Annotated in this window: 10 protein-coding genes; 3 read left to right on the top strand and 7 right to left on the bottom strand. The window is 71.2% G+C overall.

The genetic code is table 11. From position 1 onward, the window contains the following. The first annotated feature begins 36 nt into the window (after positions 1–36). Positions 37–810: a futalosine hydrolase gene (mqnB, locus tag HNQ61_RS18665; RefSeq protein WP_170032252.1), complete on the top strand. Its 774-nt coding sequence runs from the start codon at positions 37–39 to the stop codon at positions 808–810. Further along, positions 803–1,654, top strand: coding sequence for a 1,4-dihydroxy-6-naphtoate synthase (locus HNQ61_RS18660; protein ID WP_170032255.1), 852 nt, complete (start codon positions 803–805; stop codon positions 1,652–1,654). The genes mqnB and HNQ61_RS18660 overlap by 8 nt, the downstream gene beginning before the upstream one ends. A 503-nt stretch (positions 1,655–2,157) precedes the next feature. Here the strand turns inward: HNQ61_RS18660 and HNQ61_RS18655 are convergent. From HNQ61_RS18655 to HNQ61_RS28820, 6 genes are all read right to left on the bottom strand, one after another. Beyond that, on the bottom strand, positions 2,158–4,218 hold the full coding sequence (locus HNQ61_RS18655) for a DEAD/DEAH box helicase (protein ID WP_170032258.1): 2,061 nt from the start codon (positions 4,216–4,218) through the stop codon (positions 2,158–2,160). Between the two features lie 28 nt (positions 4,219–4,246). Continuing rightward, complete coding sequence (locus tag HNQ61_RS18650; protein WP_170032261.1) at positions 4,247–4,780, bottom strand: hypothetical protein; 534 nt, start codon at positions 4,778–4,780, stop codon at positions 4,247–4,249. A 136-nt stretch (positions 4,781–4,916) separates the two neighbouring features. Then, positions 4,917–5,801, bottom strand: a complete 885-nt coding sequence (locus HNQ61_RS18645) for a L,D-transpeptidase (protein WP_170032264.1) — start codon at positions 5,799–5,801, stop codon at positions 4,917–4,919. Positions 5,802–5,990: 189 nt separating this feature from the next. After that, entirely contained in the window at positions 5,991–6,815 is an 825-nt protein-coding gene (locus HNQ61_RS18640; RefSeq protein WP_170035869.1) for an MBL fold metallo-hydrolase, read from the bottom strand. Between the two features lie 30 nt (positions 6,816–6,845). Continuing rightward, the gene (locus tag HNQ61_RS29650; protein WP_170032267.1) at positions 6,846–8,405 is read right to left on the bottom strand and encodes a rhomboid family intramembrane serine protease; all 1,560 of its coding nucleotides are present in this window, start codon (positions 8,403–8,405) and stop codon (positions 6,846–6,848) included. 174 nt (positions 8,406–8,579) lie between these two features. Continuing rightward, positions 8,580–9,434 (bottom strand): rhomboid family intramembrane serine protease, encoded by an 855-nt coding sequence (locus HNQ61_RS28820; protein WP_170032270.1) that lies wholly within the window; start codon positions 9,432–9,434, stop codon positions 8,580–8,582. A gap of 182 nt (positions 9,435–9,616) precedes the next feature. Between HNQ61_RS28820 and HNQ61_RS18625 the strand changes: the two genes are divergently transcribed. Next, entirely contained in the window at positions 9,617–12,019 is a 2,403-nt protein-coding gene (locus HNQ61_RS18625) for an aldehyde dehydrogenase family protein (RefSeq protein WP_170032273.1), read from the top strand. Between the two features lie 183 nt (positions 12,020–12,202). Here HNQ61_RS18625 and HNQ61_RS18620 read toward each other — a convergent pair whose 3' ends face one another. Further along, positions 12,203–12,742: a YybH family protein gene (locus tag HNQ61_RS18620; protein WP_170032276.1), complete on the bottom strand. Its 540-nt coding sequence runs from the start codon at positions 12,740–12,742 to the stop codon at positions 12,203–12,205. Positions 12,743–12,851 lie beyond the last annotated feature (109 nt).

The raw sequence follows: 12,851 nt of genomic DNA, 5'->3' as shown, positions 1-12,851 counted from the left end.
CGTCGATCTCGATTCATCGAACACGAATCTAACGTGATGAACTCCCATTCCGCGCCACTGGCGCTCATCTGCTCCGTTCCGTTCGAGTGCGCACGTCTCGTGGCGGCGCTCGACGACGGAGAACCCGTCGTCATCGGCCGCAAGGATGGGTGGACGGGGCGGCTGGGCGGCACGCCCGTCATCATCCTCCCCGGCGGGATGGGCAAGACCAACGTCGCGCACGCGGCCACGGCGCTGCTGGAAACGCGCGCGGTGTCGGGATTGGTGGGATTCGGCATCGGCGGCGCCTACCCCGGCTCCGGGCTTTCGCTGGGCGACGTCGCGCTCGCCACGCACGCCGTCTACGGCGACGAAGGCGTGCAGACGCCGGACGGGTGGATCGGCACGGACGCGATCGGCATTCCGCTCTGGCGCGGCGAGGCGGGCCCCGTCTTCAACGACTTCGCGCTGGATCAAGGACTGGTGGACCGGGCCCGCGCGGCGCTGGCGTGGTCCGGATGCGAGGTGCGGACCGGCCCGTTCGTCACCGTGAGCGCCTGCTCCGGCACGGATGAGCTGGGCCGCGAGCGCGCGGAACGCTTCGGCGCGCTGTGCGAAGGGATGGAAGGCGCGGCGCTGGCGCACGTCTGTGCCATCTACGGGGTACCGTTCCTGGAAGTACGCGCCGTGAGCAATCACGTGGAAGACCGCGACATGTCCCGCTGGCGCATCGCGCCGGCCGTGGAGGCCGCGCAGGACGCCGTCCTGACGCTGGCCGGGGCGTGGCCGCGCATCTGTAATCCGACACCGACCGAACCGGAACATGGCTGACCCGCATACGCTTTCGCTGGGCTACTCGCCCTGCCCCAACGACACCTTCATCTTCGACGCGCTGGTGCACGGCCGGATCCCGGCGGACGGGATGCAGTTTACCGAGCGGCTGGAAGACGTGGAAACGCTCAACCGGCTGGCCGCCGCGGCGGAGCTGGACGTCACCAAGATCTCGTACGGCGCCGCGCCCGCGCTGCTTCGCGACTACGTACTCCTGCGCAGCGGCGGCGCGCTGGGACGCGGCTGCGGCCCGCTGATCGTGTCGCGCGAGCCGATGGACCGCGAGTCGCTGCGGGGCAAGCGCATCGCCATCCCCGGCCGCAACACGACGGCGAACCTGCTGCTGCGCCTCTTTGCGCCCGACGCGGAGCCGGGGATCGAGGTCGTGTACAGCGACATCATGCCCGCGGTGGCGCGCGGCGACGTGGACGCGGGGCTCATCATCCACGAATCGCGGTTCACCTATCCGCAGCACGGGCTGGTGAAGGTGGCGGACCTGGGCGAGTGGTGGGAGCAGACGACGGGTCTGCCGATTCCGCTGGGCGGCATCATGGCGCGGCGGGCGCTGGGCGAGCAGGCCATCCGCGAGGTGGATGCCGCCATCCGCCGCTCGGTCGAGCACGCCTTTGCGCACCCGGAAGACTCGCGCGCGTACGTCCGCGCGCACGCGCAGGAGATGGATGACGCCGTCGCGAAGCAGCACATCGACCTGTACGTGAACCGCTTTTCGGTGGATGTGGAGCCCGAGGGCGAGCGCGCCATCCGCGAACTGTTCCGCCGCGCGGCGGATGCGGGGCTGCTGGATGCGGATCATCCCGCGCCGTTCCTGGACGCGGCGGCGTAGCCCTCACCCCGCGCGCTGCGCGCGACGACCCTCTCCCACAAACGGACGTGGGAGAGGGAGCACACCCCGGTTTTGTGCGATCCGGATGATCTGGCGCGGGCGACGGGCACCCCCCCTCCCCCCAGCCCCCTCGCCCCGCAAGCGGGGGAGGGGGGGCCGTTCGGCGCGGAGGATGGTTCGGTGAGCGTCCGCAGTTTTTGTCCGGCGGTTGAAACCGCGCCTCGAGAACCACGAAGTCCGCCTCCGCGGACTGCGGCGGCGGACACTGTCGAACGCCTGTGATGCAGTTGAAGCCCCGAACCGGATGCGCCAGCAGCCGGTGTCGGGGCTTTCCGCTTTTTGAGCGGCGGATTTATTCGCTCTCGTTGGGGGAGGGTGGGCCGGTGGTGCCGGCCCGGGTGGGGGCCGCCCGCGAACTCCGCCCCTCACACGAATCCCGCCGGCAACAAAAACGGGGGCGCACCTGATCGGTGCGCCCCCGTTTCGTTCATCCGCTGAGACGATCAGCGACCGCCGCGGTACCCGCCGCCGCCATCACGGCCGCGTCCGGGACCGTCGCGGCGCGGGCCGCGCGGACCGTCCGCGTAGTCGCGGCGCGGAGGGCCGCTGGCCCCGCGCACCTCGCCCTGATCCTCACGCGAGCGGCGGATGGCCACCGGCCGCCCGCGGATGCTCGCCTTGCTCAGCTTCTCCACGATCGCGTCCGCATCGGCCTCGTCCACATCCACCAGCGTGAACTGGTCCGCGATCTCGATGGCGCCGATGCGGTCGCCGCTGATGCGCGCCTCGCCCGCGATGGCGCCCACGATGTCCGCCGGGCGAATCCCCCGCCGGCGGCCGATGCCGATGTACAGCGTCGCCTTTCCGGCCGGCGTGCGCCCGCCTTCCTGGCGGTCGCGGCGCCCGCGCGGGCCACGGCCCTCTTCGCCGCCGCTGCTGAAGCGCTCCGTGCGCTGCCCGCCGCGATCGTCGAACTCCGGAATCTCCGTATCGCTCCCCGGCTCTTCCGTCCCCGACTTCTTGGCCGCGATGCGCAGCGCCGCGGCCGCCACGTCGATGGGATCGAACTCCTCCATCAGCGGGCGGACGATGTCGCGGAACGCTTCCAGCTCGTCCGGCGACGCCAGCGCCTCACGCACCGAATCCACGATGCGGCCGCGGCGGCGGGCCCGGATCTCCTCCGGACGCGGCACCTTGGCGTGCTCAAAGGGCTGCCCCGTCGTGCGCTCGATGGCCTTGAGCAGGAACCGCTCGCGCGGCAGCACCAGCGTAAGCGCCGTACCTTCGCGCCCGGCGCGCGCCGTGCGGCCGATGCGGTGCACGTACACTTCCGGCGTCTGCGGAATGTCGTAGTTCACCACGTGGCTCACGTGCTCCACGTCCAGCCCGCGCGCCGCCACGTCCGTGGCGATGAGCAGGTCCGCCGTGCCCTGGCGGAACTTGGCCATCACCCGGTCGCGCTGCGCCTGCGCCAGCCCGCCGTGCAGCGCCTCGGGGTGGTAGCCCCGCACGCCCAGCGCCGCCGTCAGTTCATCCACCTCGCCGCGGGTGCGGCAGAAGATGATGGCCGAGGTGGGCGCCTCCACGTCCAGAATGCGCGCCAGCGCCTCCAGCTTGTGCTGCCGCGGCATCAGGTACGCCACCTGCCGCACCAGCGGAGTGTCCAGCTTTTCGGGGACGACGGTGACGCGTTCCGGCTCCTTGAGCGCGCGCCGCGCCAGGTCGGCGATGCGCGGCGGGAAGGTGGCCGAGAACAGCGCCGTCTGCCGCTCCTTGGGCAGCTGCTCCAGAATGGCTTCGATGTCCTCGATGAAGCCCATGTCCAGCATCTCGTCGGCCTCGTCCAGCACCACGTACTGCGTGCCGGAAAGGTCCAGCGAGCCGCGCCGGATGTGGTCCAGCAGACGCCCCGGCGTGCCGACCACGACCTGCACCCCGCGCCGCAGTTCGCGAAGCTGGCGGGTGATGTCCTGCCCGCCGTACACGGCCAGCACCGAAACGCCGCGCCGCGCGCCGTACTTCTGCGTGGCCTCGGCCACCTGAACGGCCAACTCGCGGGTGGGCGCCATCACCAGCGCCTGCACGCCGCGGACGGACGGGTCAATGCGCTGCACCAGCGGCAGCGCGAACGCCGCCGTCTTTCCCGTTCCGGTCGCCGCGCGGCCGATGACGTCGCGCCCGGCCAGCAGCACGGGAATGGCGCGTACCTGAATGGGCGTGGGCTCCTCGTACCCCAGCGCGTCCAGCGCCACGAGGATTTCCGGGGCCAGCCCCAGGTCCACGAAGCCCGGGCCCTGCGGCGGCTCCGGGCGAACGTTCTGCGCCACGGCCGGAACGTCCGCCGGGGCGGGCGCTTCGGACGGGGCCCCGGCGGAAACCGGAGCTTCCGCCGGGGTCTCGGCGGAGGCCGGAGCCTCCGCCTGCGACTCACGGGTCACCGGCTCATCGGCCGGCTGCGCCTCCGCGGCGGGCGCCTGGGCCGTGGGTGTGGCTTCCGGCGCGGCGGCGTCGCCGGGCTCGGGGGTATTCTGCGGCGCGCTCTCGGGCGCGGTGTCTTCCGGCATCATCAGTCTTCGTGTTCGGTCTCCGGCTTCAGTATCCCACGGCGCCCACGTCGGGCTCGCGGGCGAACGCCTGGAAGGCGTCGGCCGGGTCTTGGTACCGCTCCAGAAAGCCGCGCAGCCGGCGGAAGCTGACCCGCAGCGTGCGCTCGCGCAGCAGCGTGTCGGGGTCCACCGGCGGCTCCAGCCACTCCGGGCGGTACTTGTCGGTCGTGCCGAACCGGGGGGCGTTGTCGAGCCCGTCCTCCGGAGGCAGCACGCCCATGCCGGACCGCACCAGCTCAAAAGCCAGCAGCGGATCCAGCCCTTCGTCGCGCGAGATGTCGTACATCAGTTCGGCGAGTTCGTCGGCCATGCCCACGCCCACCGCCTCCTGCACCACATCCAGCCGGCGCCGGCTGAGCTCGTCGGCGTTCAGCCCTTCTTCGGCCCCTTCGCGCAGTCCGCGCGGATCGCCGAACCAGGTGTCTTCGCCGCGGCGCTGGCGCCTGCGTTCACTGTACGCGTCCAGAACGTGTCCGGCCCGCGCTTCCCTGTCCGTCGTCGTCCATTCCGTCTCGCCCACTCTGCCTCCCGGTGCGTGTTGGCCAACGCACGCGCGCAAGGGGCGGACCACCGCGCCAGTGCGGAGCGGAAAAACGAAACAGCGGGCGCTCACCGCACCCGCTGTCCCGCCATCCGCGCCGTCGTGGAGAGCGGCGTCAGTAGATGTACACCGGCGTGCCGACCGGGGCGTTGGCGAAGACGAACGCGATGTCGTCGTCAAACAGCCGCACGCAGCCGTGCGTTCCCCAGAAGCCCACCGCCAGCGGGTCGTTGGTCCCGTGGATGAGGATTCCGTCGCCCGTGTCGAGCTTGAACTTGCCCAGCACGTCGGGGATCTTGCGGTTCACCGTCCCGAAGGGCGGAATGTACAGCACGTCGTTGAACAGCAGCGGGCGTCCCGCCGGAATGCTGTCGAACTGGCCGGCCTTGAGGATTCCCAGCCGGTCGCCGCGGCGAACCACGCGGCCGTCCGCGCCCAGGTCGATGCCGCCCGCCGGAAACTGGCGCACGGTCTCGTGCTCGCCGTAGTAGTGCCAGTCGGGCGGATTCCAGAGCGGGTTTTCTTCCTTGGCCAGCACCACGCGGCGTCCGCGCGGCGTGCTGAAGTCGGCGCGGCCGATGCCCTTGGGGCCGCGCACCACGCCCATGCCCACCCCGGCCGCCGCCTCCATCAGCGTGTCGCTGCCGTTGATGAGCCACAGCTTGCGGTCGTAGATGGAAACGATGATGCGCCGTCCCGTGGCGCGGTTGGCCGCCGTGCGCCAGCGCACCCACTCCACGCTGTCGGCGCGGTTGCGGGGGGCGTGGGGCGCGGGGTCCGGGTTGTCGACGCCCATGCGCCGCAGCCGGTCCTGCATCAGCTCCTCGCGCGACACCAGGCCGCGGGGACGCGAATCTTCCGGGTCCGGCACGGTGTCCCGCGCGGCCTGCGCCGCGGCCGGAACCGCCGCGCCCAGCGCCAGCAGCACGGCCAGCGCCGCTCGTTTCAAGCTTGCCTGCACCATCGTGACCTGCTCCTGCGCGTGTAGAAGGCCGAACATACAAGTCTCGCGCAAACGCGCGCGATGTCAAGGCGTACGCCTGCACGGGCCGCGCGCGCGGAGTCCGTCCGCGCCCGCCGGCCTCAGTGTACGGCAGGCTCCGGGCCATCGTTTCGTCCCCTGCCCCGGGCGCGCGGCGGATTCCGCGAACAGCCGTTTCACACGGAGGTCACGGAGGATGCACGGAGGTCACGGAGCCGCGTCCGCACCTCCCTCGAGCGCCGCCACGTACCGCGCGGCGGAACGGGCGACGGCGTTCCGGGCGTCCTCCATCACGTGCATGTCCCACCAGGCGCCGTAGATGCGGTCAAAGGCGTACGGCTCTACGACGGCGGCGACGCGGCGCACGCTCGCCGCGTCCAGCGGGATCAGGTTGGGATAGCTGCGGAGGAAGCTGACCCACCGCCGGTCGGGGACTACCTGGATGATGTCGCCGGTCAGCAGCGCGCCGCGGCCGTCCGCGCCATCCGCCCAGTGCAGTACCGTGCCGCCCGCGAAGTGGCCCCCGCAGCGGATGAGCGTGGCGCCGCCGCCCAGATCGCGCGTCTCCCCGTCCCAGAACTCGATCCGCTCGTCCGGCCGCATCACCCACTCGCGGTCGGCGGCGTGGAGCAGGACGGGCGCGTCAAAGGCCCGCGCCCACTCCACCATGGTCGTGTAGTAGTGCGGATGGGAGATGGCGATCGCCCGGAGCCCGCCGAGCGCGCGGATGATGTCGATGGTGGCGTCATCCAGGAGGGCGATGCAGTCCCACAGGATGTTTCCCGCCGGCGTGCGCACCAGCAGCGCGCGCTGCCCGATGGCGAACCGGGGCTCCGTGCCGATCCCCATCAGCCCCGGCTCCAGCCGCTGCCACGCGTTGCGGTGCGTCCGGCGGAGATCCTCCAGCGTGGTCCACCGCTGCCCGCCGTGCCCCACGTACTGCCGCTCGTCCGCGCAGATGGGGCACGCGTCCGGCGGCGATGGCAACGGCGTGAACTGGGTGCCGCAGGTGACGCAGATCCAGGCCCGCATCTCGTCCGTCATCACACGCAGCTCCAAGGGTCAGCGGAGAAAAATGCGGATCGTGACGAAGATCGCCGCCGCGGCGCTGGCCAGGATCACGCCGAGGGCGAGGCGTCCCGCCCACTCCAGCCACGCACCGCCCGTCCACTCCGGAGTCCGGGCCGCGCTGGGGACGGCGAGCAGGCCGATCAGCAGGCCCACCGCCAGCCCGCCCGCGTGCGCCGCGTTATCGATGTAGGCGTACGCAATCCCGCCCACCACGCCGATCAGCGCGATGTTGAGGAGCAGCGCGCGGGAGAACCCCTCGGGAAAGTCGGCCCGGCGGCGGCGCACCATCACGACCAGAAACCCGAACAATCCCATCAGCCCGCCGGAGGAACCGACCGAGACTCCGTCCGGGGGCAGCAGCGCGCTGGCCGCCCCGCCCGCCAGCGCCGCCAGCAGAAAGGTGATGGGGAGCCACGCACGCGGCGCGCGGCGTTCCATCATCCGGCCCAGCGAGTCCAGCGCGGACACGTTGAACGCCCAGTGCACGACCCCGCCATGCAGGACCGGCGCGGTGAGCAGGCGCCACCACTCGCCCATCTCCAGCCAACGCATGCTCACCGCCCCCGCATGCACGCTCGCCGTGAGCGCCAGCACCTGCAGCAGTCCGGTCGCCGCCAGCGTGCCGACCATCGCCGTCGTCCATTGCGCGGGAACGGTCTGGCGGAACCATCCGGCGGCGAACGCGTTCAGGTCCCGCTCCATCCGCTCCGCATCCATCCCCCGGGCCCGTGCGCGCGCCGAACCCAGGTACGCCACCCAGCCCGCGAACAGCACGGCTGCGGAGATGGACAATGTTCTCGAAGCCGCCCCGGACAAGCCGAACGACCCCGTGTACAGGACGGTAAACAGCAGCATCCCGGGGACCACCGCGTCCTGCCGGCGGTTGCGCGAGGCCAGTGCGTCCATCAGAAACGGCACCCTCCATACGGGAACGACGCCCTCGCTTTCCGGCGTCCACACCAGCGACGGCCCCACCCCGCGCTTCACCAGGTCGATCAGCTTCTCGCGGGCTACCGGTACTGGCTCGCCGCTCGTGCGCGACACCATGCCGTACTCGCCGGTGGTTGTCTCGGACGGCGGCGGCACCAGGTCGCGCCAGGTGTGCGGTCCGGCGCGGGCCACGGCCGGAATCCTGGGACGCGTGGCCTGCTTCGCCTGGCGCACCTCGTCCCGGGTAAGCCGGGTGTGAAATGGATTCCACGCCAACCACGCAGCCAGCCCCACCCCGGCGAGGAGCCAGGCGGCGACGCCGGGATTGTCCCTGGCGAACACCGCGATCCCGGAGACCACCAGCAGGCCGACTGCCATCACCCCCGAGTGCCGGCCACGGATGCGCTCGCCGATGGCGTCGCGCAGCATCGGCACGTCCCACGGGCGCACCAGCCCATCCGACCCCGGCGTCCACACGCGCGGCGGCAGCAGGCGCGAGCCGCACCGCCGGATCAGCTCGGCCTGCGTGCACGCCACCCGGCCGTCGCGCGGGTCCTCGTACCCGTACGGCAGCGCTTCCGCGATGGACGGATCAGGCGTGGGATCCAGCGGCTGGTTCACGGAGAGCGGAGATCGGGAGGGTGGGGAGAACCTGATTCCGGTAAGAATATGAATCCGCCGCGCCGGTGCAATCTCCAGAAGACCAGAGGAAGGGATCACGCAGAGCAGCAGAGCAGCAGAGGAGAAGCGGTGCAGTTCTCTGCTCCTCTGCTGCTCTGCGTGAGACCCCGTTCCTCAGGGCAGAAAGGCGATGCCCAGCATGGCAAGAATGGCGATCACCGCGGCGATGGCGAGGATGACGAGCGACGCGATCCCCGCCCGCTCCAGCCCCGGCCCGCCGCGCGGGTCCCACCGCTTCGCGCCTTCGGGGATGGCGAAGAAGCCGATTGCCGCGCCCGCGACGATGCCGCCCAGGTGCCCCGCGTTGTCGATGTACTGGTAGTAGACCAGCCCCAGCCCCGCGATCAGCGCGATGTTGATCACCAGCGAGCGCAGAAAGCCCGGCGGCATGTGCTGCCTGCGGCGGTGCGCCATCACCAGCAGAAAACCGAACATCCCCATCAGCCCGCCGGACGCGCCCACGCTCTGCGCGTCCGGCGGCAGAACGAAGCTCGCCACCGAGGCCCCCAGCGCCGACACCAGGAACACCAGCGGCACCCATCCGCGCGGCGCACGCCACTCGATGGACTTTCCCAGCGACCGCAGCGCGCTGAAGTTGAGGATGAAGTGCAGCGGGCCGCCGTGCATCAGTTCCGCCGTAAGCAGCAGCCACCACGCACCCGACCGCACGCGCGCGGGGTCCATCGCGGCCGGCGTGATGTACGCGTCGCCCCGGCCGAACCCGGCCCATGCGGCCGCGCCGTTGCCCACCCCGAAGAACACCAGCACCTGCACCAGCGCCACCGCGCCGATGATGACGGCAAGCGCCAGGGTGAACGGGGCCGGCGGCGCGGGCGGAAGCGGGCGCGGATCGGGGTCTGGATCCCCGTCCAGCGGCGGATGGGTCTGCCACCGGTCCGGGCGGGCGGGCGCGGCGGCGGGCTCCGGCGGCAGCGGCGGGCGGGGTGGATACGGATCGTGATCGGTCACGCGATGTCGTTCTGCGAAAGGGACGGGGCGCGCGGGTTCCGCGCCGCAACTGCGCCGTGGGACGGCAATCCGCACGCCGGGCGCGCGCGGGCCTGCCAAACGGATGCGGATGCTGTAGATTGAGGCCCGCCGCGCGTCCGGGACGCGGCCCCGCCGTCGCACCCCCTTCCCGCAGCAGCCTGATGAGCATCGCCGAGATCTTCGAGACCATGGAATACGGCCCCGCACCCGAAAGTGCCTCGCCCGCGGTGGCCTGGCTGGAGGAGCGGGGACGCACCTTCGGGCACTTCATCGCCGGCGAGTGGCGCGATCCGCGGGGCGGGGAGTACTTCGACACCAGCAATCCGGCCGACAACCGTCCCCTCGCGCGGCTGGCGCATGGGAGCACGGAAGACGTGGACGACGCCGTGCGCGCCGCCCGCGAGGCGCTTCCCGCGTGGCAGGCGCTGGACGGCCATGCGCGCGCCCGCTACCTGTACGCCATCGCGCGCCACATCCAGCGCCACAGCCGTCTGTTCGCCGTGCTGGAAACGGTGGACAACGGCAAGCCCATCCGCGAGTCGCGCGACATCGACATCCCGCTGGTGGCCCGGCACTTCTACCACCACGCCGGGTGGGCGCAGTTGATGGACACGGAGTTCCCGGGCGCAACGGGCGTGGGAGTGGTGGGGCAGATCATCCCCTGGAACTTTCCGCTGCTCATGCTGGCATGGAAGGTGGCCCCCGCGCTGGCGATGGGGAACACCGTTGTCCTGAAGCCCGCGGAGTTCACCTCGCTGACGGCGCTCCTGTTCGCCGAGGTCTGCCGTGACGCGGGCCTCCCCGCGGGCGTGCTGAACGTGATCACCGGCGACGGCCGCACCGGCGCCGCGCTGGTCGCGCACGACGACGTCGACAAGATCGCCTTCACGGGCAGCACCGACGTGGGCCGCATCATCCGCGTGGCCACGGCGGGCACGGGCAAGAAGCTGTCGCTGGAGCTGGGCGGCAAGTCGCCCTTCCTGGTCTTTGACGACGCCGATCTGGACAGCGTGGTCGAGGGAGTCGTCGACGCCATCTGGTTCAACCAGGGGCAGGTATGCTGCGCCGGCTCGCGCATTCTGGCGCAGGAAGGGATCGCCGAAAAGCTGACGGCGCGGCTGCGCGAGCGGATGGAAACGCTGCGCGTGGGCAATCCGCTGGACAAGTCGGTGGACATCGGGGCGATCGTGGCGCCGGTGCAGCTGGACCGCATCCGCGAACTGGTGGAGCAGGGGCGGCAGGAGGGCGCGTCGCTCTGGCAGCCGTCGTGGAGCTGCCCCACCGAGGGCTGCTTCTTTCCGCCCACGCTGTTCACCGACGTGCAGCCGTCGTCCACCGTGGCGCAGGTGGAGATCTTCGGCCCGGTGGTGGTGCTGATGACCTTCCGCACGCCCTCGGAGGCGGTGGAGCTGGCCAACAACACGCCGTACGGCCTGGCCAGCAGCGTGTGGACGGAAAACATCAACCTGGCCCTGGACATCGCGCCCAAGATCAAGGCCGGCACGGTGTGGATCAACAGCACCAACCTGTTCGACGCGGCGGCCGGATTCGGCGGCTACCGGGAGAGCGGGTTCGGGCGCGAGGGCGGGCGCGAGGGGCTGTGGGAGTACATCAAGCCGCGCTGGGAAGTGGCCGGCAAGGGCTCCGCGCCGCGGCGGGAAACGGTGCGTACCAAGCCGCCGCGCGGGGAAAAGCAGAAGAACGGCGGGCCCTCGCTGCCGCCCATCGACCGCACCGCCAAGCTGTACATCGGCGGCAAGCAGGCGCGGCCGGACAGCGGGTACAGCATGCCCGTGTACGGCCCCGGCGACCGGCTGGTGGGCGACGTGGGGCTGGGCAACCGCAAGGACGTGCGCAACGCGGTGGAGGCGGCGCACAAGGCCCGCGGCTGGGGCGCGGGCACGGCGCACAACCGCGCGCAGGTGCTGTACTACATGGCCGAGAACCTGGGCGCCCGCGCCGACGAGTTCGCCCGCCGCATCGCCGCCATGACCGGCGACGAGGCCGGCGCCGAGCGCGAGGTGGAGGCCAGCATCCGCCGCCTGTACACGTACGCCGCCTGGGCCGACAAGTACGACGGCCTGGTGCACGCGACGCCGCTGCGCAACGTGACCATCGCCATGAACGAGCCCATCGGCGTGGTGGGCGTGGCCTGTCCCGATGCGTTTCCGCTGCTGGGCTTCATCAGCACGGTGATGCCGGCGGTGGCCACGGGGAACAGCGTCGTCGTCGTGCCTTCGGAGCGGTGGCCGCTGGTGGCCACGGACTTCTACCAGGTGCTGGATACGTCGGACCTGCCGGGCGGCGTGGTGAACATCGTCACCGGCAAGCGCGACGAACTGGCCGAGACCCTTGCCTCGCACGACGACGTGGAGGCGATGTGGTACTTCGGCTCGGCGGACGGGAGCGCCATGGTGGAGCGCCTGTCTGCCGGCAACATGAAGCGCACCTGGGTGGGCTACGGCCGCGACCGCGACTGGCTGGATGCCGAGCAGGGCGAAGGCCGCGAGTTTCTGCGGCAGGCCACGCAGGTCAAGAACGTGTGGGTGCCGTACGGCGAGTAATTCCGCTTTCGGTTGATGAACGGCGGCAGGCCGGGATCCGTGTGGATCCCGGCCTGTTTTGCGTTCGCCTGCTCTGTCGTTTCACGCGGAGGACGCGGAGGTTTCAACAGAGGGGCACGCGGGGGAACTGCAGGGGGAGATGATGCCCGCCCTCATTGAGATCACGCCCTTCATCCCTGTTCCCTATTCCCTGCCCGGCTCGCGCGCTGGGGCCCGGCTCACCGTGTGCGACTCGATGCGCCACGCGCCGTCCGCCCCGCGGCGCGCCACCATCAGGTACGTGCCGAACACGGCCTGCGGGGGCCGGCCGGGCGCGGCGACGTTCTGCGAGTACACGCCGCGCTCGTACGCCAGCGCGCCGTCCTCCGCCGAGGCCTCGGCTTCCATCACGAAGTCCTGCAGCGCGGTAAGGCTGCGTGCGTAGCCGTCGCGAATGGACTCCCGCCCGCGGACCACCACGCCCGACGACCCCACCAGCGTGGCGCTGTCCGTGTACAGCCCCGCCAGCGCCGCCGCGTCACGCGCATTGTACGCGCGCACAAAGGCGGCGTGCAGCGCATCCAGCGACGCGGAACCGGTGGATGCGGTACGGCGTGACGCCAGGGCGGCCGATGAGGATGCGGTTCGCGCGGGCGTCTGCGTCGGCTCCGCCTGCCGCGCGTCTCCAGAGGCGGGCTTGCACGCGAGCATCAGGGGAAGCAGCAGAATCAGGTGGCGTTTCATTCGGTTGGGTGGCTGGGGCGACTGAAACGCTTGGTGTGAGTTTCGGGATACATTCGGTGCGCTCGGTGTACACTTGGGCGGTCCTTTAGCCCGAGAATACCACAATGCT

Source organism: Longimicrobium terrae (genome assembly GCF_014202995.1).
Taxonomy (GTDB): domain Bacteria; phylum Gemmatimonadota; class Gemmatimonadetes; order Longimicrobiales; family Longimicrobiaceae; genus Longimicrobium; species Longimicrobium terrae.
Note: the sequence above shows the minus strand (reverse complement) of the source record. Positions and strands in the feature narration are given on the sequence as shown.

What these genes read in the sequence shown, in the direction of transcription:
- mqnB (WP_170032252.1), top strand. Translation starts at nt 37, where the DNA reads ATGAACTCCCATTCCGCGCCACTGGCGCTCATCTGCTCCGTTCCGTTC.
- HNQ61_RS18660 (WP_170032255.1), top strand. Translation starts at nt 803, where the DNA reads ATGGCTGACCCGCATACGCTTTCGCTGGGCTACTCGCCCTGCCCCAAC.
- HNQ61_RS18655 (WP_170032258.1), bottom strand. Translation starts at nt 4,218, where the DNA reads ATGCCGGAAGACACCGCGCCCGAGAGCGCGCCGCAGAATACCCCCGAG.
- HNQ61_RS18645 (WP_170032264.1), bottom strand. Translation starts at nt 5,801, where the DNA reads ATGTTCGGCCTTCTACACGCGCAGGAGCAGGTCACGATGGTGCAGGCA.
- HNQ61_RS18640 (WP_170035869.1), bottom strand. Translation starts at nt 6,815, where the DNA reads ATGCGGGCCTGGATCTGCGTCACCTGCGGCACCCAGTTCACGCCGTTG.
- HNQ61_RS18625 (WP_170032273.1), top strand. Translation starts at nt 9,617, where the DNA reads ATGAGCATCGCCGAGATCTTCGAGACCATGGAATACGGCCCCGCACCC.
- HNQ61_RS18620 (WP_170032276.1), bottom strand. Translation starts at nt 12,742, where the DNA reads ATGAAACGCCACCTGATTCTGCTGCTTCCCCTGATGCTCGCGTGCAAG.